General features: G+C 36.2%; 20 protein-coding genes. 15 read left to right on the forward strand and 5 right to left on the reverse strand.

From position 1 onward, the window contains the following. Positions 1-59: 59 nt before the first annotated feature. The 6 genes from CYP51_RS03615 (at position 60) to CYP51_RS03640 (ending at position 6,452) form a co-directional block, all read left to right on the forward strand. On the forward strand, positions 60-470 hold the full coding sequence (locus CYP51_RS03615; protein ID WP_054197019.1) for a Fur family transcriptional regulator: 411 nt from the start codon (positions 60-62) through the stop codon (positions 468-470). 139 nt (positions 471-609) lie between these two features. Next, the gene (locus tag CYP51_RS03620; RefSeq protein WP_258032781.1) at positions 610-2,016 is read left to right on the forward strand and encodes a CYTH and CHAD domain-containing protein; all 1,407 of its coding nucleotides are present in this window, start codon (positions 610-612) and stop codon (positions 2,014-2,016) included. A 12-nt stretch (positions 2,017-2,028) separates the two neighbouring features. Beyond that, positions 2,029-2,751, forward strand: a complete 723-nt coding sequence (ubiE, locus tag CYP51_RS03625; RefSeq protein WP_103624421.1) for a bifunctional demethylmenaquinone methyltransferase/2-methoxy-6-polyprenyl-1,4-benzoquinol methylase UbiE — start codon at positions 2,029-2,031, stop codon at positions 2,749-2,751. After that, positions 2,744-3,910, forward strand: a complete 1,167-nt coding sequence (xseA, locus tag CYP51_RS03630; RefSeq protein ID WP_103624422.1) for an exodeoxyribonuclease VII large subunit — start codon at positions 2,744-2,746, stop codon at positions 3,908-3,910. The genes ubiE and xseA overlap by 8 nt, the downstream gene beginning before the upstream one ends. A 2-nt stretch (positions 3,911-3,912) precedes the next feature. Next, positions 3,913-4,992: a phosphoserine transaminase gene (gene serC / locus CYP51_RS03635; RefSeq protein WP_103624423.1), complete on the forward strand. Its 1,080-nt coding sequence runs from the start codon at positions 3,913-3,915 to the stop codon at positions 4,990-4,992. Continuing rightward, complete coding sequence (locus tag CYP51_RS03640; protein WP_103624424.1) at positions 4,992-6,452, forward strand: class I SAM-dependent methyltransferase; 1,461 nt, start codon at positions 4,992-4,994, stop codon at positions 6,450-6,452. The genes serC and CYP51_RS03640 overlap by 1 nt, the downstream gene beginning before the upstream one ends. 31 nt (positions 6,453-6,483) lie before the next feature. On the opposite strand, the gene CYP51_RS03645 is transcribed toward CYP51_RS03640, so the two are convergent. Then, positions 6,484-7,224, reverse strand: coding sequence for a sulfite exporter TauE/SafE family protein (locus tag CYP51_RS03645; RefSeq protein ID WP_103624425.1), 741 nt, complete (start codon positions 7,222-7,224; stop codon positions 6,484-6,486). A 152-nt stretch (positions 7,225-7,376) separates the two neighbouring features. Here CYP51_RS03645 and CYP51_RS03650 point away from each other — a divergent pair, with 152 nt between their 5' ends. Continuing rightward, complete coding sequence (locus CYP51_RS03650; protein ID WP_103624426.1) at positions 7,377-8,648, forward strand: anthranilate synthase component I family protein; 1,272 nt, start codon at positions 7,377-7,379, stop codon at positions 8,646-8,648. Here the strand turns inward: CYP51_RS03650 and CYP51_RS03655 are convergent. The 4 genes from CYP51_RS03655 to CYP51_RS03670 are packed head-to-tail and all read right to left on the reverse strand — an operon-like array spanning position 8,645 to position 14,517. Next, the gene (locus tag CYP51_RS03655; RefSeq protein WP_103624427.1) at positions 8,645-11,515 is read right to left on the reverse strand and encodes a response regulator; all 2,871 of its coding nucleotides are present in this window, start codon (positions 11,513-11,515) and stop codon (positions 8,645-8,647) included. The two genes, CYP51_RS03650 and CYP51_RS03655, sit on opposite strands and share 4 nt — an antisense overlap. Continuing rightward, a complete protein-coding gene (locus CYP51_RS03660; RefSeq protein ID WP_103624428.1) occupies positions 11,505-12,260 on the reverse strand; it encodes a hypothetical protein in 756 nt (251 codons plus the stop codon). Before CYP51_RS03660 ends, CYP51_RS03655 begins: the two co-directional genes overlap by 11 nt. Beyond that, a complete protein-coding gene (gene uvrC, locus CYP51_RS03665; protein WP_103624429.1) occupies positions 12,257-14,074 on the reverse strand; it encodes an excinuclease ABC subunit UvrC in 1,818 nt (605 codons plus the stop codon). Before uvrC ends, CYP51_RS03660 begins: the two co-directional genes overlap by 4 nt. Then, positions 14,068-14,517: a hypothetical protein gene (locus CYP51_RS03670; protein ID WP_103624465.1), complete on the reverse strand. Its 450-nt coding sequence runs from the start codon at positions 14,515-14,517 to the stop codon at positions 14,068-14,070. Before CYP51_RS03670 ends, uvrC begins: the two co-directional genes overlap by 7 nt. A 30-nt stretch (positions 14,518-14,547) precedes the next feature. Between CYP51_RS03670 and CYP51_RS09790 the strand changes: the two genes are divergently transcribed. The 8 genes from CYP51_RS09790 to CYP51_RS03710 all read left to right on the forward strand — a co-directional run bounded on the left by CYP51_RS09790 (position 14,548) and on the right by CYP51_RS03710 (position 21,991). Further along, entirely contained in the window at positions 14,548-14,715 is a 168-nt protein-coding gene (locus tag CYP51_RS09790; RefSeq protein WP_167496277.1) for a hypothetical protein, read from the forward strand. A gap of 115 nt (positions 14,716-14,830) precedes the next feature. Next, positions 14,831-16,219 carry a sodium:proton antiporter NhaD gene (gene nhaD, locus CYP51_RS03675; RefSeq protein WP_087579090.1) on the forward strand — a complete coding sequence of 463 codons (1,389 nt, stop codon included), beginning with the start codon at positions 14,831-14,833 and terminating at the stop codon, positions 16,217-16,219. Between the two features lie 10 nt (positions 16,220-16,229). Beyond that, positions 16,230-17,762, forward strand: a complete 1,533-nt coding sequence (gene guaA, locus CYP51_RS03680) for a glutamine-hydrolyzing GMP synthase (RefSeq protein WP_103624430.1) — start codon at positions 16,230-16,232, stop codon at positions 17,760-17,762. Between the two features lie 370 nt (positions 17,763-18,132). Continuing rightward, entirely contained in the window at positions 18,133-18,525 is a 393-nt protein-coding gene (locus tag CYP51_RS03685; RefSeq protein WP_103624431.1) for a YbgA family protein, read from the forward strand. After that, on the forward strand, positions 18,522-18,890 hold the full coding sequence (locus tag CYP51_RS03690; RefSeq protein WP_072595107.1) for a TIGR02328 family protein: 369 nt from the start codon (positions 18,522-18,524) through the stop codon (positions 18,888-18,890). The genes CYP51_RS03685 and CYP51_RS03690 overlap by 4 nt, the downstream gene beginning before the upstream one ends. Positions 18,891-19,441: 551 nt before the next feature. After that, positions 19,442-20,086, forward strand: coding sequence for a cupin domain-containing protein (locus CYP51_RS03700; protein ID WP_103560414.1), 645 nt, complete (start codon positions 19,442-19,444; stop codon positions 20,084-20,086). A gap of 113 nt (positions 20,087-20,199) precedes the next feature. After that, positions 20,200-21,360 (forward strand): multidrug effflux MFS transporter, encoded by a 1,161-nt coding sequence (locus CYP51_RS03705; RefSeq protein WP_103624432.1) that lies wholly within the window; start codon positions 20,200-20,202, stop codon positions 21,358-21,360. Continuing rightward, complete coding sequence (locus CYP51_RS03710) at positions 21,353-21,991, forward strand: uroporphyrinogen-III synthase (RefSeq protein WP_103624433.1); 639 nt, start codon at positions 21,353-21,355, stop codon at positions 21,989-21,991. Before CYP51_RS03705 ends, CYP51_RS03710 begins: the two co-directional genes overlap by 8 nt. The last annotated feature ends 165 nt before the right edge of the window (positions 21,992-22,156 follow it).

The following is a 22,156-nucleotide window of genomic DNA, read 5'->3' on the forward strand; positions in this document are numbered from 1 at the left end:
AGTAACGTTTAATATTATTTTTGCTAGCATAAGCCAAAATAAAAACAAGGAAAAGCATTATGCAATACGTATCATTATTAAAGCAATCTGGGCTAAAAGTCACGCCACAACGCCTTAGCGTTTTAAGAATTCTTGATCGCCACACGCATCCAACGATTGATGAGCTTTATGATGAAATTTTAAAAGAGAGCCCATCGGTTTCTCTAGCAACGGTTTATAAAAATTTAAATACTTTAAAAGACGAAGGTCTTGTAGTTGAAGTAAATATCGTCAATCAAAAAGCTAGATATGACATATACGAATATCCACATATCCATGTTGTCTGTGAAAGCTGTGGAAGCGTTGAGGACGTGAGTTACGATGATGCTGAGCTTGGCAAATATCAAGAGGCGCTAGAAAAGAAGATCGGAAATATAATAGAACGTCTAAACATCGTAGCTAGCGTAAAAAGCTGTAAACACTGTAAATAAAATTTATGTTGCTATTTAGCAGCATAAATTTCATCTTTTTTCTTATAAAAATACTTTTAAAATAAGCCTAAATTTAGCATCTTTCTCATTGTTTTAAGCACTAACTTGCTAAAATGAACAAAAAATTTTGGAGAAAAATGTGAGTTTGGAGATAGAGCGTAAATTTTTACTCAAAAATTCTCAAATTCTAGATTTTTTAAAAGAAGCTGGAGTTGTCTTTAAGCATCTTGAAATTTCTCAATTTTATACCAAGATAACGCAAAATGAAGAGATCCGCTTTCGAAGTGAAGAGGATAAATTTATAAAAACTGTAAAGATTGGCAAAGGTCTAATCAGAGAAGAAAATGAAGAATTCTGCGAAAAAGCGGAGTTTAAAAAGGCTCTTAAAAACCGCATCGGTAGCGTTATCCTAAAAGATAGATACATTTTTAAACTAAATAACAATCCTTGCAATATTGATATTTTTAAAAATGAACTAAACGGGCTTTGTACATTTGAGATCGAATTTAGCGATGAAAATGAGGCCGTCTTTTTCAAGCTGCCACCATTTTTAGAAAATTTTTGCCTAAGTGACGTAACTTGCGATAAAAGATATAAAAATAAATTTCTTGCCATCCATGCTAATGAAAATGAACAAATTGACTACAAAAGAGCCTATAAGATCATAAAAGAAAAAGAAATTTTGCCAAATTTTGCTGCAAATCTAAAAAGTGGAGAGGCGCTAAGAATCTTTTTTGTTAGTATTTTTAAAGTAATAAAAAGGCTAAAAAGCCAGTATTTGATAGACAAAGATGAAGAAGTTTTGCATGAGCTTCGCGTAAATTTAAGAAAGGTTAGATCGATCCTTAAAATTTTTAGTGGCGCTTTTGATGAGAAAGTGACACTTTTTTTTGGTGAGAATTTTAAAATGTTTGCAAACTCGACAAACAAAAAGCGAGATTTGGATGTATTTTTGAGCTTTTTAAACGAGCAAAAACATGCAAACGAGCCTATCTTTTTTGTGCAAAAGGCTCTAGATTTAGAGTATGAAAATGTAAAAAGCTACCTTAGCGACGAAGAAAACTACGCATTTTTAAAAGAGTGGGAGATATTTTTAAACGAGGGTGAATTTTATAAGTCAAAACTCTTTGATGTAAGCCTTTCGCGCCTTGGTTCGTTTAAGCTTAGAACGCTTTTGGTTTTAGCTCAAAAAAGGCTAAAAAGCCTTAATCAAGACTGCCCAAATGAGAGCTTTCATGATCTTAGGATAGAGCTTAAAAAGATGAGATATACATACGAGTTTTTATGTGAAATTTTCTATTTTGAAGGGCTTAAAAAGTATGAAGTGAAGCTAAAGCAGATGCAAGAAATTTTTGGCAATCTTCAAGACTATGACGTCTGGCTCGGTATCCTTAAAAGACTTCCAGAAATGCCAGATAAAGAGAGACTCGAGAGTAAAATTTACAAGCAAATTTATAAAAGTAGAGAAGAGATACTAAAAAAGCGTCTTAAATTTATAAAAGCAACTCGCAAAATTTCAAGAAATTTAAAAATTTACTACATATAAAAGGGCAAATTTATGCAAAAACAAGAAAAAATCGTTGATATGTTTAACCAGATCGCTCCGACTTATGATGTCGCAAACAGAGTGCTAAGTCTTGGTGTGGACGTGAGTTGGAGGAAATTTGCCTGCAGATATATGCTAGAAATTTTTAAAGAAAGAAGCATAAATATTGTAGACGTGGCTTGTGGTACTGGCGATATGATGGGGCTTTGGAGTGAAATTTCAAAAGAATTTGGCGTGCAGATAAAAAGCCTCACTGGCATCGATCCCTCAAGCGGCATGCTAAAAGAGGCGAAGGCAAAATTTCCAAATTTTAAATTTATAGAGGCCTACGCTGACAACACTACGCTTGCAAGCGGAGAGGCTCAAATTCTAAGCATAAGCTATGGCATCAGAAACGTGGTCGAGCGAAAGGCTGCGCTTAGAGAGTTTAACAGAGTGCTTGCTTTAAATGGCTACGTTGTCGTGCTTGAATTTACAAAACGCCAGAAAAAGGGGCTTATAACCTCGCTAAGAGATTTTTACCTAAGTAAAATTTTGCCAAAGATTGGCGGCTTTATCTCAAAAAACAAAGAGGCATATGAATATCTGCCAAGCTCGATCGAAAATTTCTTGGACGCAAAGAGTTTTTGCGACGAGCTAGCCGCTGCTGGCTTTGAGATAGAGCTTTGCAAGGGCTTTAGCATGGATATCTCGACACTATTTATCGCTAAAAAGGTAAGAGAGATCAATGCTTAGCGTATCTGAGCTAAACGAAAAAGCAAAGGCACTGCTTGAAGCCACACTTGACTATGTCGAGGTAAGCGGAGAAATTTCGCGCCTTACTAAGCACGCTTCTGGGCACTGGTACTTCACGCTAAAGGACGAAAAGTCAAGCATCTCAGCTGTGATGTATCGCATGAACAACCAAAAGGTGAAATTCTTGCCAAAAGATGGACTAAAAGTAAAAATTTATGGCAAAGTGACCATTTATTCGCCAAGCGGGTCGTATCAGCTAGTGGCTAGTGCGATGCTGCCTGATGGCGAGGGCGAGCTTGAGCTTGCGTTTAGGCAGCTTAAAGAAAAGCTCGAAAATGAGGGGCTTTTTGATATCGGCGCAAAAAAAGAGATACCAAATTTACCTAAGAAAATAGCCCTTGTCACAAGCGCCACTTCAGCTGCACTTCAGGATATGCTAAAGGTAGTGACGAGTCGTTGGAAATTAAGCGAAATTTATATCTTTGACGCCTTAACTCAAGGTGAAAATGCCCCAAGCTCGCTCATAAAGGCTTTACGAAGAGCCGATAGATACGGCGTTGATGTGATCGTTTTGGCTCGTGGAGGTGGTAGCAAAGAGGATCTTTGGTGCTTTAACGACGAGGGCTTAGCACGTGAAATTTATGCCACCAAAACGCCAGTCATAAGCGCTATCGGACACGAGATCGACTATGTTATAAGCGACTTTGTAGCAGACCGCAGGTCGCTTACGCCAAGTGCAGCTATGCTTGATCTTTTGCCTGATGAAGAGGCTTTTTCCCAGTATCTTGATAGGCTAAGTGATGATCTTGATAGCGCTTTAAGCTTAAAAATCACTAAAAAGCAAAATTTATTAAATTTACTACTTTCTAAATTTTCATCAAACGCCATAAAAGCTAGGATCGAGCTAAAATTTAGCGAGGTAGCAAACAAGCAAAACGTCCTAACAAACGCCGTGCAAAGAAAGATCTTGCTTCTTGGCTCAGCTCTTGGCTCGCTAGAGAAGGCTTATGAGATGAGGGAGCTCTTTTTTGAGAGCACAAAAGGGCTTATCGAGGTTAGAAAAGATGGCAAGAGAGCTGATCTTAGGGATTTAAAAATAGACGATGAGGTAGAGCTTATCTCGCAAAATACACATAAAAAAGCAATTATCAAGGAGTAAAAATGAGTAGAAAAATCAACTTTAGCGCAGGCCCAAGCGCGATACCACTAAGCGTTTTAGAGCACGCAAAGGCCGAATTTACCGATTACAGAGGCGAGGGCTACTCTATCATGGAGATCAGCCACAGAAGCAAGACCTTTGAGGAGATCCACTTTGGCGCGATGGATAAGATAAGAAAGCTCTATAATATCGGCGATGAGTATGAAATTTTATTCTTGCAAGGCGGCGCACACTTGCAATTTAGCATGATACCGATGAATTTATATCAAGGTGGCAAGGCGCAGTACGCAAATACTGGCGTTTGGACAAACAAAGCCATCAAAGAGGCAAAAGTGCTTGGCATAAATGTAGATGTCGTAGCAAGCAGTGAGAATGAAAATTTCTCTTACATCCCTGATGTTAAATTTAGTGACGATGCCGATTACGCATACATCTGCTCAAACAATACAATCTACGGCACACAGTATAAAACTATGCCAAAGACCAAGTCGCCACTTGTGGTTGATGCATCGAGCGATTTTTTCGCTAGACCGCTTGATTTTAGCAGTATCGGCTTGCTTTACGGTGGCGCTCAGAAAAATGCAGGTCCAAGTGGCGTAACTATCGTCATTATAAGAAAAGACTTAGTTGATCGCGTGAGTAGCCAAAATATCCCTATGTTTTTACGCTACAAAACGCACGTAGAGGCAAATTCGCTCTATAACACACCGCCAACTTTCGGAATTTATCTTTTAAATTTAACCATGCAGCACCTGCTTGATCTTGGCGGACTTGCAGAGGTTGAGAAGATAAATGCCAAAAAAGCAAGCACGCTTTATGACATCATAGATAGCTCAAATAGCTTTTACGTGGGCCATGCCAAAAAATCAAGCAGATCAGATATGAATGTGAGCTTTACGATACCAAAAGATCAAGCACTTGAGCCAGTTTTTGTAGAAGAAGCACTAAAAGAGGGCATGCTAGGGCTAAAAGGTCACAGACATCTTGGCGGCATAAGAGCCTCTATCTACAATGCCGTTAGCCAAAGTGATGTTGAGAAACTTGGCGAGTTTATGAGAGAATTTGCAAGAAAACATAGCTGATGAATAAAACAAAGAAAGCTTACGATGAAATTCCTTATTTCTCGGCTGCATTTAGCGACTGCTCGCCAGTTAGGATAGAAGCGGTTGCTAAATTTCTGGGGCTTAAAGCAGCTAGCCTAAAAGAGGCTAGAGTGCTTGAGCTTGGCTCATCATATGGTGGCAATATCTTGCCATTTGCCATTTTGCATAAAAACGCAAAAGTCGTTGGTATCGATATCTCAAGTCATCAAGTGGCTGAAGGCAACAAGGTAGCAAAGCAGATAGGTTTAGAAAATTTTACTCTACTTGAGCGAAATTTTTTGCACATGAACGAAAGTGATATAAAAGAGCTTGGGAAATTTGACTATATTATCGCTCATGGCGTTTATAGCTGGGTGAGCCCAAACGTGAGAGACGCGCTACTTGCAACGATTAAAGCACTACTTAGCGAGGATGGCATCGCTTATGTTTCGTATAATACCTATCCTGGTTGGAAGAGTCTTGATATTCTAAGAGATTTTATGCTTTTTGTAAGCTCAGGTAACGACAGCAAAGAAGCACTTGCTCATGTGAAAGATGAGTTAAATTTCTTGCAGGATTATTTGAAATTTAGCCTGCAAAACCAAAGCGATGTCGTATACAAAGATAGCATGAAGCTTCTTCTAACGCAGTTAAATTTCTTGCAAGGCATCATTGCAAAGGGTAATGATTATTATATATTGCATGATTTTTTAGAGGCAAGCAACGAGCCAATCTACTTTCATAAATTTGCTAAGCATATCGACAAACACGGACTTTGCTACGTTATAGATGCTTCGCTAAATGACATCTTCGCAAGCTCGACTGGGATTTACCGCTTTGATGCACATATCGAGCAAAATTACAACTCTCGCATCAAAAAAGAGCAGCTAAACGACTTTTTGTTTAATAGATCATTTAGAAAAAGTCTCATCTCTCATAAGGAGAGGCTTGGCGGTACTGAGGACTTTGATGCAGTGCTTGGAGAGAGCGAGCTTGATAAGATTTACTTTGCATATTTTAGCGAGCAGCCAAGGACAAAAACGCAAGAAATTTTAAGCAAAAGCTATCCACAAAGCTTAAATTTAAGTGAAGTAAAGGCTGCACTTAGCGAGAATGCAAATGAAGCTTTTGTGGGACTGCTTGAAATTTTAAACGATCAAAACACTAAAATCTCTTCTTCAAAACTCAAAGCACTTATCTATGAGCCTGGTAAAACTAGACTAAAGCCTAGAGCTGCTGCGTATCTTGAGTATTTTTTAAATGCTAGCTCACCAGTTATCTCTTTGGCAAATGAGCTAAATGGCAAGCTAAACTTAAGCCATGAAGAGATCAAGGCCGCTTTAAAATTTGATGGCAAAGCTAGTTTAAAAGATATCGTAAAGAGCGTAAATTTAAGTAAAGATGAGCTAAAAGAGCTTGCTTTTAAACTAAGTGAAGCTTACTTTTTTGAAGAAATTTAAAAAAAAGAGCGTGGCAAATTTAGCCATGCTCTTACTCAAAAAACATATCTTTTAATATCAAACATATCATCGCTATGTAAAAGACCAAAAACCATTTTTTAAGTGTTTTTTTGTCGGTATTTTGCGTCTTTTTAGTGCCAAAGTATGCGCCTATTAGCGAGCCAAGACCTAAAAATATGCCCTCAGCGTATGAGATGTGACCATTTAGTGAGAGTGAGATGAAGCCAGCAATGGCTGCAAACATAACGAAAAATACGCCCATAGAAACGGCTTTTTTCAGCTCATAACGCAAAAAGCCAACCAAGATAGGAGCGATAAAGACGCCTCCACCGATGCCGATGCTAATGGCAAAAACGCCAACAAAAACACCAACTAAAAATAGCAAAAAGAGCGAACTATTCGCATTTGAGCCGTCGCTGTTTGGTGAAAAATATAGTTTTATAAGCGAAAAGACAAATGTCGCAAGTAGCATAGACTCAAGTAAAAGTGCAGGCGCGTGCGATACGATGATGCCGCTAAAACTAGCTCCAACTAAGCCCCCAAGCCCTAAAACTACGCCACGATTTAGTTTTAAAAGGCCAGCTTTGTAGTTTAGATACGAGCCAAAAGTCGCACTAAATATCATTTGCATGACGCTTATGCCAATAGCGGTTTTTATGTCATATCCAAAGGCAACCATTATAGGAACAACGACTGTGCCGCCACCGATACCAAAAAAGCCAGCGATGTATCCAACGCCGATACCGATTATAAAAAGTTCAACAAAAAGCATAAATTTCCTTTTATGAGTGCCAAATTTTAGCCAAGCGGTGTTAAAAAAATAGTAAAAAGGTGAAATTTGGGCATAAATTTAGAAATTTGATAAAAATTTTAAAAACTAAAAGCGAACTTTTTTTATAATCATCAAAAATTTAAAGGAAAAAAATGCTCTTAGAACAACCACTGTTTTATTATGAAGTGATTAGAGAAAAATTTAAAAATAGCTACCTAGCTGAGGATAAGACGCAAACGATTATAGGCATTGATTGCGAATACATCGATGAAAAGGATATGGATTTTTATGGGCTTAGAAGTTATTTTGATACAAATCGTAATAAATCTTTAGCTCCATTTGCGGGACTCTTTGGTGTTTTTGCTTATGATGGTGTGAGATATTTTGAATATATCGGAGAAGAGAAAGCTAAAAAGTATGAATTTCCAAAATTTATCTATGCCGATGCAAAGGCCTATCTACACTTTGATAAGATGAGTAAAATTTATACATTTTATGGAGATAAGAATAAATATTATGACTTTTTGCTTGATGCGAAAGTTGAAAACAAAAGTAAAGAGCAGAGTAGATTTAGTATAAAAACTGATCTTAATAAAGAAAAGAAACACTTTGAGGATATGGTTGAATTAGCAAAAGAGTATATAATAAGCGGCGATGTCTTTCAGGTGGTGCTTGGTGAGTTGCTTGAAATTTCAACGAATATGAGCAGTTTGGAATTTTATAAAAAGCTCTCACTTACAAATCCAAGCCCATATATGTTTCATTTTCCTACACCTTATGGCGATGTGGTTGGCTCTTCGCCAGAGCTTGTTTTTGAGATGAAAAGTGAGCAAATTTTTGTGGCACCAATTGCGGGCACAAGACCTAGAGGAAGTGATGCAAATACAGATGCGGCACTTGAAAATGAGCTATTAAGCGATGAAAAGGAGCTGGCTGAGCACAAGATGCTAATTGATCTTGCTAGAAATGACATCGGCAGGGTTTCGGAACCAAAAAGTGTATCTGTAAAAAATGCGATGCATATCCAAAAATATGAAAAAGTAATTCATATCGTAAGCGATGTCTATGGCAAGTGCGCAAAGGGGCTTGATCTTTTTGACGTCTTAGCTAGTATTTTCCCAGCTGGCACATTAAGCGGAGCCCCAAAAATAAGAGCTATGCAGATAATCAATGAGCTTGAAATTTCTGAGCGAAATATCTATGGCGGTGGCATTGGATTTTTGCATTTTAATGGCGATGCTCAGTTTGCTATTCTTATTCGATCAGCCATATTTGTGCCAAGTGAAAATGGCTTTAGTGATGTATTTGTGGGGGCTGGAGCTGGTATAGTTTATGACTCAAAGAGCGAAGGAGAATATGCTGAAATTTGCCATAAGCGAGCAAGCGTGCTAAATGTATTTAAAAATAACGCAAAAGAGTTTTAGGCGTTAAACTTAATAAATTCATAAGAGCTTTTAGCGTAGCTAGTGCCCATAGAATCGATTTGCTCTCTTACGGTAGCTGAAAGCTCTGCTTTTGTGATATTTTTGGCTAGCACTTTTACAAAAGGAAATTCACTTCTTTCTTGTGCGCCAAATATCAGCACTCTTGTATCAACCTTTTTGCTTTGTCTTATCTTATCAACAACTCTTGTTAGCTCTTCATAGTTGAAGTCTTTTACATTTTCATCTACAAGAACGATGCCGTAAGTTTTGGTTTTTATTTTTGTTAGTAGCTCATCAAAGCTATTTGTGGTTTCAAGTGTGTTGTAAAATTCTCCTAAAGCTGAGCTAAATATTTTATTTTCCATTGGCGATTTCTTAAATAAAATAATATTTTCGCTTTTTGCTAGATAGCTTTCATCTATTGCAATCTCACCAAAATTTGGCAAAAATTTTCTAAAAATTTGAGCTAGTTCGTCGCTATTTATTGGCGTTTTTATATAGGCATTGAAGTATTCTTTGACGCTGTCTCCATCTATATTTGAAGTATTTGAAAGCATTAGTATAATTGGAATTTTCGCATTTTGTATGGCTGCTTTTATAAGATCAAGATTTTTTTGAAGGCTATTTTTTTCAGCTTCGAAAAATTTCGAGCCAACAAAGATAAGGTCAAAATCGCCTTGCTTTATGGCTTGTTTTAGATCTTTTTTATTGCAAACTCCAACAACTTCACAGTTAAATTTACTAAAACCACTTGCTGTTATATCTATGTAAATTTCATTAGTATCGCAGATTAAAATTTTTGGTTTATCGTTTAAATTTTTATTCATAATATCAGCTTCGCCTAAGCAAAGTAGCCTTGTGATGCTTAATGGAGTTAATGGATCTTTTAAAATGAGCGGATTTTTAACATCCTGACCTTGCTTATTGGTGTTTCTTAAAAATATAGCATCATAATTTTTTGTAATAGATGGGCTAGTGCTTGTTAGCATATCCACTTTGAGCCCAAGGTCTTTTGTAGTCTGCTCAAAAGCTTCGTTGTAAGCGATATTTACATCTTGCAAGAATGCTAATTTATGATTGCATTTTATATCAAAGTCTTTATAGTTTGATGTTGTTTTAAAAATGACTACAAATTTAAACTCATTGCCAATACTTTGAAACGAATTAATCTCCAGCTTGCTTTCTAAATTTTTTAAATAAATTTGAGCGATTTTTAGATAAAACTCGCTCTCATCATTATTTAAGCTATTCTCATCATCTGAAAATATATCTGAAATTTGCTTTTCACTCATGGCAGCTGAGCTATTTTTTATGCTAAAGCTTACAGAACAAAGTCCGCTTCTATCAAACTCTTTTTGAACTTTTTTGATAGTGATGATAATGTTTTGATGTCTTAAAGACATTGATAAAGATGCCAAAAAGATAGAGTTAAATGCGGTTTTTAATGAATTTAGATTTCCTTCTAGTTCATTTGTAAGGCTTGGATCAAGGTAGCTTATAAAATTTATCTTTTTGCTTTGCGAATAGACAATATTTGCTTGCAAAATTTCTTCAAAGCTTTTTTGAGGATCAAATATCTCGGTTTTATTGCATTCGCTATATTTTTTAACATTTGAGATATTTTTAGCATTGTTATAAAGCGAAGTCATGATATTTGCATTTTTTTCTATCGTGTCTATAAATACTTGCTTTTTGCTATTATTTGTTTCTATTTTTAAAGCCGCGGTCGATGTAAAAATTTCTTTATTAATGGACTCTAGCTTCTTGCTCACTGATAAAATATATCTATCTTTTATCTGAAAAAAGCTGCTATCTTTTATATAGGCTTCTTTTAGATCTTCATAAGTTTTTATGAGCTTTGATATCGCATTATCCGCACTTGTCTTTTTTGATGATAGGATATAGTTTGATATGTATTTTGACTTATCGATAAGCACCTTTAAAAATTTCAACCTAGCAGAAATACCAAGCAAAGATAAAATGAGCAAGCCACAAAGCAAAAACTCAAAAAAGGTCTTTATGCCAAAGCTTATTTTCTCGCTCTTAGTAAGTTCTAGTAGCTCATTTTTTATGTTTATGGCACTATCTAATAAAAGTATAAATTTATCATCTTCATACTGTTTGATTAAGATAATATCTTCGATATTTAGCTTCTCAGAAAATGCGATCTTGGCTTTAGCTTCTCTTATTTTTTTAGCTTGATAGTTAGCTTCAAACTGATTAAAGTCCTTATAAATATTTTCTTTTAGCTCACTTTTTGGAAGCATATCAAGATTTGGCGCGTTATCTTTTACGGAATATATATTTTCTCTCACATTATTGTTTATTGAAAATAAAGGGCCATTTATAAAGATATTTTTTACGTAGTATTTAGTGTTGTTTGCTAAAGAGAGTTGATTGTAAATTTTACTTAAAGTTGCGGCATAAGCTTTTATTATAAGCGGGAAGTCTCGGTCTAAATCTTGTTTAAAATCGCTATCTATTTCTCCATTTATATTTTGGAAAAATTCGTAAAATAGTTCATCAAATTTATCATTTTGGTTGAGATTTGCTAGCAATTCTTTTAATTTATTTATATTTCGTATCTCAGTGCGATCGTCTTTTCTTATAGAATTTATAAATTTCTGTGTATTTTTTAAGGTAGTATCTCGCAACTTTTTTATATCTTCTTGGCTTTTGCCTATTAGCGTATCGTGCTCTTGTATAACGGATTTTATAGTTTGAAATACTAAGGATTGTTTATATAGTTTTTCATTTAGATCTTTTAGATCTGTAAATTTTTTATAGCTTTCATTTCCGCTATATGCGAAAAAGATCGCTGAAATTATTATTGGCGCTAACAATATATAAAATTTATTATTTTTCATGGATACTCTTTTTGCTATATTTTTTGACGATATTTTCTATCTCAATTAGTCTTTTGGTAAAAAGAGACATCTCTTTCATTTTTCCATTTTGATTGTTATCTAAAAGAGAGTTAAGCTCATTTGCAAGGCTATTAAGCTTTAAATTTAATGCAGCTTCCCTTATCTCATCTACGTATTTTTTGAGCATTATCTCGTCTTTTGCGATTATGGCTGATTGGATTTGGATAAGAATTTCTCTTGCGTTGTGCAAAAATATATTTAAATAGGATGCAAAATCTTTTTTATTTAAATTTAGTATTTTAAGCGATGTTTCAAACCAGGAATCATCGATAAGTGATTGTGTCTGTGTGTCAAAAAGATACCATGCGTTTAGTTTAAAAACAGGCAGCCTTAATGTAGGTTTTACTTTTACTGCTGCTATTAGATTTTGGTTGTTTATTATGTCTTGCTTCTCTAAAAGAACGATAAAAAATTTTTCACCATTTTTTAAAATGGCATTTTGCAATCTCGCTTCTAGTAAGATCGCACCACCATCTTTTCTTTTTAAATTTACTCTAGCGCTATTATCTTTCGTATTTTGTAAAAATTCCAAGAAGCTGTAGTTTGTACTTTCTTGGCTTGTTATGACTAGCTCGCTTATATCTTTGTATTGCAACAAAAAGTCATCTAAACTATCAAAACCCAATAGCTCAAGTGAATCTTGCGTTATCGCAGATATTTTTAAATTTTCATCATATATTATCACTTCAAATTTCCTTCTTTGAGTACTGCAAGCTTTTCTGCTACGCTTTTATTTGTTATTTTTGCCACTTCTTCTAAATTCGCTTCGCTGATTTTATCAAAACTTCCGTAAAAGCTGATTAATTTCGCGATACTTCCTTCAGATACGCCAGCTTGCTTTAGAATTGATCTTTGCATATCGTTTTTCTGCCTTGTTTTTCTATGAAAGCTAATGACAAATCTATGGCTTTCATCACGCATTTTTTGGAAAAACTGAAGCTTTTTATCACTCGTGCTTAGGCTAAAGCTGCCATTTTTTGTGTAAATTTTATCCTTTGCCTCGCCCTTTGCGCGGTGAGCTTTGGCATCGATCTTCTCTTTTGAAATGGCTATCACATCGACGTTTGCACCACTACTTGCTAAAATTTCGCAGGCTAAGTTTAAAAGTACTTCACCACCATCAATGACCCAAAGATCAGGCGGGCTAAGCTTGTCAAATCTAAGCGCTCTAGCTGTTAGGCTCTCTTTCATCTGATCGTAGTCGTTTTTGGAATTTAAGTGCATGTGGCGGTAGTTTTGCTTCGCCCACTCTCCATGTTCATAGCGCACCATCGCCCCGACACTTGCCTCGCCAAAAAGGTGCGAGTTGTCGTAAGCCTCGACCACGTAAGGCGTGTGAGCTAGGTCAAAGTACTCTTTTATCTCGTTTAATAGCACGTTATCGTGCGTTTTTAGATATTTTTCGATGCTAACTTCAGCGTTTTTTGTAGCGATTTCACAAATTTTACGTTTATCGCCTATCTTTGGGCAAGTGATGCTAAATTTACGTCCAAATCTCTCGTTTAAAATTTCCTCCACCAGCTCGCTATCTTCAAAGCTCTCATGCACAAAAATTTTGGTGCTAATTATCGGCTGTCCAGCTATGAAGCTTTTTAAAATAGCCTGCTTATAAGCTTCGTTTATCTCGTCTTTTTGAGCGTTTTTAGCTTGCGTGATGTCAGTTTTTACGCCTGTTATCTTTCCACTTTGCACGCTAAATCTCACCGCACAGATCATATCGTGCACGCAAGCGACCGAGTAGGCCTCGAAGTCCTCAAGTTTAGCTAGATCAACTTCAACTTTTGTTTGCATATTTTTAAGTGTTTGTATCTTATCTCTAGTCGCGGCTGCTTGCTCGTAGTCTTCGGCCTTGGCGTAGTTTAGCATGAGTTCTTCAAGGCGAGTGATGAGTAAATTTGGATTTTGTAAGGCCGCGATAGCTTCGTTTACGATCTTAGCGTAGTTTTCTTTTGAAATTTTGCCTTCACACGGGGCATAGCAGCGTTTTAGCTGATAAAAAAGGCAGGCTTTTTTGCCTTTGATGCAGGATTTTTTCTGAACGAGATTAAAATTTAGATAAAGTGCCTCAAGCAGCTCGCTAGCTCCACTAAAATATGGCCCAAAATAGCGGATATTCGAGCCTTTTACCACCTTTCTAGTGATCTCAAATCTTGGAAAATCATCATTTAAATTTATAAAGATATAAGGATAGGTCTTGTCGTCACGAAGCAAGATGTTGTATTTTGGCTTAAGCTGCTTGATGAAGGAATTTTCTAAGATAAGCGCGTCTGCCTCGCTTGGCGTGACGATGTATTCAAGATGCACGGCCTCGCTTATCATCTTTGAAATTCTCGGGCTTAGCTTTTCAGCTGGAGCTAGACTTGGGGTAAATTTAAAGTAGCTTTTGACCCTATTTTTTAAAATTTTGGCCTTACCAACGTATAAGAGCCTATTTTGTGCGTCAAAATACTGGTATACGCCAGGCTCGTTTGGAAGCGTTCTGATCTCGTCTATTAGCATCTTGCCTGCTCATTTTTCTTGAGCAAAATTTCTCTTAGCTCTTCAAATTTTTGGTGTATTTGCTCGTCTTTTGCTAAATTTTCAAACTCACCTTTGCTAGCTGGCGTATAAAAGATGGCACTTTGCTCTTTTTGATTAAAAAATTTTAAAAATTTGCTCACGACAAATCTTATATTTTCTTCCTTTTTATTCTTTGTATAGTTGATTTCGTTAATAGGTTTTGGAGTAAGAATGCTGTTAAAAACGCTATTTTTATTAAATTTGCAAAAGGTTTTTAATAACCTTTTTATATCATTTATACTACTATCACGCCTAAGCTCTAAAAGCCCAGTGGGATGAGTAAGAACAAAGGTCAAAACACCTTCTCTAACGTAGCAAAAAGCTATATAAAATCGTTTTGCTTTCCCCATAAGCTCTAAAAGCTGTTGGCACTCATTTGCCATGCTTAATTTTTCTTTATACAAAGGATTTTCGTGAATAGTATTTATCAAAAATTTAGCGTTTTTCATGGGCTTATCTTATCATTTTTTATTTTAATTTTTACTCTTTTTGCATTTAGCGGTTGTGGCTATAAAGATGATCCATTTTATGGAAATGCTCCCGTAAAAGAAAAGAAAACTGACAAGATAAACAAAATCTAGTAAAATTTTCGTATTTAAATAAAAATGTAATGTAAGCTTAATAATTTTAACTAACCTAATTTTTAGGCTCATTTAAGTAATATACCAAGATTTTTTATTCTACAAGGAGAGTATAATGAGGTTTTTTGGACTTCTAGGCTTGTTTTTCGCGATGGCTTTTGGTGCTGATGGAGAAACCGCAGCTATTGACTTAACTACTACATGGGCAGGAATTTTATCGCTTATAATTTTTGTTGTTGGATATTTTTTCATAGCAGCAGAAGAAAATTTCCATATCGACAAAGCAAAACCTGCTATTTTTATCGGTACGTTTATGTTCCTACTTATCGGTGTTTATATGCTTATAAATGGCATGGATGTGCATTCGCTTGAACATGAGGTAAATCACCTGATTTTAGAGATTGCTCAGATCGTATTTTTCTTGATGGTGGCGATGACATTTATCGAAGCACTTATCGAAAGAGACGTATTTAATGCACTTAAATATAATCTAGTATCAAAAGGCTATACTTATAGAAAGCTATTTTGGCTAACTGGTATTTTGGCATTTTTTATAAGCCCAGTAGCTGATAACCTAACAACAGCGCTTATACTTTCAACCGTTCTTCTAACGATAGATAGAAATAATACAAATTTCTTAGTAGCTGGCGCAATAAACATCGTCGTAGCAGCAAACGCAGGTGGAGCATGGAGTCCATTTGGCGATATCACTACGCTTATGGCTTGGGCTGCTGGGAAAGCACCATTTGTCGACTTTTTCGCACTTTTTCCAGCATCTATCGCAGGTTGGTTTGTAACGGCATTTTTACTTTCTCGCGTGGTGCCAAGTACTGCACCGCATTTTGATGTGGCAAACGAGCCAAAAGTGGTTATGAAAAAGGGCGGTAAAGCGGTTATTTTTATAGGTGCATTTACTATCTTTTGTGCAGTTATGATGCATCAGCTTTTCCACTTGCCAGCGATGTGGGGAATGATGTTTGGTTTCTCACTACTTAGTCTTTATACTTACTATTTCAAAAAAGCTCACAAAAATGAAGAGCCAATGCATGTATTTCACTATATGTCAAAGATCGAAAACAACACACTATTTTTCTTCTTCGGAATTTTAGCTGCAGTTGGCGCTCTTCATTTTGCTGGATTTTTAAATTACGCTGTATCACTTTATGATAAATTTGGCTCAACTGCTGTAAATATCGGCGTTGGATTCCTTTCAGCGATCGTTGATAACGTCCCTGTTATGTCAGCTGTTTTGAAAGCAAATCCAGCAATGGGAGCTGATGCAGGCGAGGCAATGAGTCAGTGGCTACTAGTGACACTAACTGCTGGTATCGGTGGTTCGATGATCAGCTTTGGCTCAGCAGCTGGTGTCGGAGTAATGGGTAAATTAAAAGGAATTTATACCTTTGGTGCACATATGAAATACGCTTGGATGGTGGTTCTAGGATATATCGTATCGATCATTGTTTGGTATGTGCAGTTTGAAATTTTTCATATCTATTTTTAAAAGGTTATAAATGAACAATACGATTATAGTTTTGGATTTTGGTTCGCAATACACTCAGCTAATAGCTAGAAGGTTAAGAGAAGAGGGCGTCTACACTGAAATTTTGCCATTTAATGCAAAGCTTAGTGAGATAAAGGCGAAAGAGCCAAAAGGTATCATCTTAAGTGGCGGTCCAGCTAGTGTTTATGCTAAAGATGCTTATTTTTGCGATAACGGTGTCTTTGAGTTAAACATCCCCATTCTTGGCGTTTGCTACGGCATGCAGCTACTTGCTCACACACATGGGGCTGAGGTTTTAGCCGCTGATCACAAAGAGTACGGCAAGGCTGAACTTAGCGTCGTAAAAGAGCACGATCTTTTTAAAGATACACCTTCAAAACAAATCGTATGGATGAGCCATAGCGACTATGTAAAAGACCTGCCAAAGGGCTTTGAGGCGATTGCGGTCAGCGAAAATTCGCCTTATTGCGCTTTTGGCGATGATAAGCGTAAATTTTATGCGATCCAGTTTCACGCAGAGGTGCAGCATAGTGAGTATGGCACGCAAATTTTAAAGAATTTTGCTAAATATATCTGCGGCTGCGAGAGCACATGGAACATGGGAAGCTTCGCTAAAAATAAGATAGAAGAGATAAGAAAAACAGTGGGCACTCACAAGGTGCTTTGCGCAGTTAGTGGCGGCGTGGATAGCTCTGTAACTGCGGCACTTTTAGCAGCTGCTGTGCCTGAAAATTTGATCCTTGTCTTTGTTGATAACGGACTTCTTAGAACAAACGAAAGAGAGCAGGTTGAGGCTACATTTAGAACAAAGCTTGGCGTTGAGCTAGTTAGCATAGATGCGAGCGAGATCTTCCTTGGCCGCTTGGCTGGTGTGGTTGATCCTGAAAAAAAACGTAAGATTATAGGCGAGACCTTTATAGAAATTTTTGAGAAAGAGGCTAAAAAGCACGGCGATGTGAAATTTTTAGCTCAAGGCACTCTCTATACTGATATCATCGAAAGCTCCGTAGTTGGCTCAAGCAAGACGATAAAGAGCCACCACAACGTTGGAGGTTTACCTGATTGGATGACATTTGAGCTAATAGAGCCACTAAGAGAAATTTTTAAAGATGAGGTTAGAAAGCTAGGTCTTGAGCTTGGGCTAAGCCGTGATTTAGTATTCCGCCATCCTTTCCCAGGACCAGGCCTTGCTATCCGCATAATGGGTGAAGTAAATAAACCAAGCCTAGAACTACTTCGAAAAGCGGACGTGATCTTACGCGATGAGCTAAAAAGTAGTGGCTGGTATAACAAAACTTGGCAGGCGTTCTGCGTACTTTTAAATGTAAATTCTGTTGGTGTTATGGGGGATAATCGTACTTATGAAAACGCTGTTTGTGTGCGTGTGGTCGATGCGAGCGATGGCATGACTGCAAGTTTTTCAAGGCTTCCTTATGATCTACTTGAAAACGTAAGCCGCCGCATCATAAACGAGGTAAACGGCATAAACCGCGTAGTTTACGATATCTCAAGTAAGCCACCTTCAACTATTGAGTGGGAATAGAGTAAAAAATATTTTTGCTGTAAAATCATTGAAGATACAATATTGCAACGGTTTACGGAAGCAAAAAGCTCTTTTGATACTAAAAATGAGAAAAAGTAGGTTTAAAAGAGAGTTTTAAATTTAGATAAATTGTTTAGAAAGCCTTCCATTATTTTGGTGGTAGGCTTTTGTGGAAACAGTGGTTAATAAATTTGAATAGGTTATAGTAATAAAAATCCTTTGTATCTGAGCCCACTTTAACATATAGCAATGCGGGATATTCATTTATACCTGACCTAAATAAAAATTTAAATGCTATTAATAAATGCTTAAATGGTGGTACATTATATGGGATTTATTTTAGTTTGAATATTTTTAAAGAGGTGTCAATATGAGACACAAAGATACAAGAATAGAATGTGAAGAGTTATGGGCAAAAAATAAATATTTTGTACTAAGCAAATCGCATAAAGCATATTTGGAGATAAGGGCGTATTTGAGGGAAAAAGAACTGGATGTTTTATGGATAAATAAAAAAATACAGGAAGCAAGAGATATGAAGGAGAGTAAAAAAGATTTTAGTAATGCCGTTCTTCACATATGGGGATATTTCAAAAAAGACGCTAGTACAATTGAAAAACAGGCATTATTTGATATATTAAATGGATATATGGAAGGGAAAAATAATCAAGATGTTGTAATTGAATGCATTAACACCTTACTAAAGAAATACCCTAGTGAATATTTAGAAAAATCAACTTTGTTAACAGTAGAACAATTATGAGACTATGGCATGAAAAACTTATCCACTTGTTGCCCAAAAGTCAGCTTCTTGGGCAACATAGGGAATGTTGTGCTCTGAGGGGCAATGGATGGAAAAAGAAACATAAAACTGTAGACTATGTGTTTACATATTCCCCATATCATCTTTTTATTTACCATGTATTGGTTATGGAGGAGATGGAAAAAAGGGGATATAATGTTTCTGTGGAATGGAAAGATAAAAATTATAGAGGAAGGACGGCAGAAAAGTACAATAATCTTAAAGAGGAAATTATAGGCAGTCCAATTTACAAAGAGCACAATATCGAATATCTAGCTGATTGCATAGAAAATTTAAGAAACAAAGGTATACATTTAAAAGTATAGAAGTTGTGGAAGAGTAAATTGATATAAAAATAAAAGAAGTTGAAGATAAATTAGAAAAGTAAGCTGTGTCAAGAGAAATATTATATGACCTTTCAGAATGGTTTAGAATACCAGAAAGCACAGAAGAGTATATTCGTGATTCACGGTAAAAGCCTTTTCTCGCTTGCCATATGAATGATGAGTCGGTTGGTTTTGTTGTATTAAATGAACCGACAAGGATTGTACAGATATTTTTGTAATTGGTATAAAAAATTCCATCAAATGGGTATTGGATCAGTACTTAACGAAGCTTACAAAACTACGGCAAGGAAGCCGGGTTATGCATATTAAAAACAGAAACTAAAAAGATACCGTTATAGAATAAAAGAAACAAATATGATATGGTAATTATTGAGTGGGAGTAGACACAAAAATCCCTTTATGAAATTTTCTGTAAATGGAACTTCTTTATACGCATTGGTTTTAATTAGGATATATTTTATCTTTTTATTAACATTGGTCAATGAAATTTAGTTCTTAACCTTTTATAATTTTGCAAAAAAGGATATAAAATGAGTAAAATTTACAATCTAAACGCCGACACGAAAGTCGTCGCAAAAAGCGTTGTTAGCAAGAGAATTTTTGATTGCGAGAATGCTCATGTCGATGTATTTGCTTTTGATACGGGCGAGGAGCTAGATCATGAGATGTTATTTTGTGACAGCCTCGCATGGGTTGTAGAAGGCGGTGCTAGCCTATACTACGGTGAAAAGCAGATGCATATAGGTAATGAGCAAGCTTGTCTGATAGAGAAAAAAGTGTGGCGCAAGCTAGTTTTTAACGAACCAACGAAATATATTTCAATTGATTTTAAGGAGGATTTAATGATAGATCATTTACCTAAGGCAGCTATTTTTAGCTTAGTTGATGCAGTCGAATACGAAAAAGGCAAAATCGTTAGCAAAACGCTCGTAAAGAACGAAAACGGCTCAATGTCATTACTTAGTTTTGACACAGACCAAGAGCTCTCAACTCACGCAGCACCAGGTGATGCACTACTTATCGCACTTGATGGCGAGATGAAGCTAACTATTGGTGATGAACATTTTGATATCAAAAAAGGCGATACCATCGTGCTTCCAGGTAAAATACCACATGGATTAAAGATAAAAGATAAATTTAAAATGCTTTTAATCGTCACTAAAGACAAAATGTAATACTAAGCCCTATTTTTAGGGCTTTTATATTTTATAAATCACGTTAAATTTACCCTTAATAACCCAAAAAGCAAAGTCATAATATAATCTCTTTTAAAATTTAAAGAAAAACTATGAAAAAAGAAAATTCCAAGCTATTTTTATTGCTATTTTTAGGCGCTCTCTCTGCCTTTGGACCATTTGTTACAGATCTTTACTTGCCAGCACTTCCGGCTATTACCGAGTGGTTTAAAACAAGTGTTACAGCTACGCAATTAACGATCACGACATCAATGGCAGGCTTAGCCATAGGTCAGCTCATAGTTGGCCCAATAAGTGATAAATTTGGCCGAAAACTGCCCCTTACCATCTCGCTCATCGTCTATACGATAAGCACTATTTTTATATTTTTTGCGCAAAATATCCAGTTTTTTATCTTTATGCGCATCATCCAAGGGCTTGCGAGTGCTGGTAGCTTAGTCATCTCAAGAGCCGTTGTGAGCGACCTTTATAAGGGTCACGAGATGACTAAATTTTTTAGCCTTATGATGGTCGTAAATGGTCTAGCCCCGATACTTTCACCAATTGGCGGTAGTTTGCTGCTTAAATTTACCGACTGGCGTGGCATCTTTATGGCGCTTACTATCATTGGCATTTTGCTTTTTATCGCAAATTTTTATTTCAAAGAGAGCTTAAGTCAGTCAAATCGCTTAAAAATGCCTTTGCTAGTGACTTATAGTGTTTTTGGCAAAATTTTAAGAAAGAAAAAATTTATGCTTTTTGTAAGCATTCAGACATTTGCGATGGGTGCGATGTTTGCTTATATAGCGTCATCTTCGTTTATCTTTCAAGAATTTTATTCTCTAAGTCCAGTAAGCTATAGCTTTTGCTTTGCTTCAAATGGTTTAGGGCTTGTTATAGGAGCAAGGCTTGCTAGTCTTTTAAATGAGAGAAAAGCGCTCAAAACCGGGCTTTTTGGCACCTTGTTTGCTAGCATTTTTATTGCTTTCATGCTTTGTTTTAAATTTGAAGTGATCGGCGTCATTATCGCATTTTTCTTATTGCTTCTTTTTACAGGATTTATCTTGCCAACTGCTTCATCGCTAGCCATGAATGAAGGCAGAGAATACGCAGGCTCAGCCTCAGCGATACTTGGATTTTGCCAATTTTTCTTAGGCGGCGTAGTCTCTCCGCTAGTTGGGCTTGGTGATATATTTTATTCGACTTCTATTGTTATTTTAGCTTGCACATTATTTGCTTTGATATCATTTTTTAGGTTAAAAAGAGTTGCGTAAAATTTATCTTATTTCAAATACAAAAACGACTGATGAGAGCGTTGTAAATTTAAGCGTTAGCAAGATAGAGTTTTTGAAATTTGAGATAAATTTAAGCGAATTTGACGCGCTTGTAGCAACTTCTAAAAATGCTTTTAATGCATTAAAATTTAACAATATAAAAGCTATAAATTTGCCAGTCTTTGCCATCGCAAATAGTTGTGCGGCAGCCGCAAGAGAGTTTGGATTTAGTGAAATTTATACCGGAAAGAACGCTCACGGAGATGACTTTGCAAGAGAAATTTTGCCACTTTTAAAGGGCAAAAAGGTTCTTTATCTAAAAGGTAAAGATAGCGCTTCAAATTTCTTAGAAATTTTACAAGATGGCGGCGTAAATATAAAAGCGATTATCGCCTATGAAAATGTCTTAAATCCTTGCAAAATGGAGCTAAAACCGCTAAAAAATAGTATCTTGATCTTCGCTTCTCCACTAAATGTCAAAAATTTTCTTAGTAATTTTGGCTGGGATGAGAGCTATCAAGCGATAAGCATTGGAAAGGTCACTGCAAAAGAGCTAAAATTTACCGAGCCAATAGTAAGCCAAAGTCAAGATATAAACGCCTGTATCGCACTTGCCAAAACATTACTTTAAGCAAAGAATTTATATAATTTTATTGCCTGAGTGAAGCGAGTTAGCATTTTACGGGGTCCAACACTTTTTTGTTAGCGAAAAGGTATGGGTGTCTTGTGATGTGGCTTCGTTTGAGTCTGAAAAGGCGAGAAGTTGCAACCGTTTGGTATCCATCTATTTGCAAGA

It is taken from the genome of Campylobacter concisus (assembly GCF_002912895.1).
GTDB classification, from domain to species: domain Bacteria; phylum Campylobacterota; class Campylobacteria; order Campylobacterales; family Campylobacteraceae; genus Campylobacter_A; species Campylobacter_A concisus_G.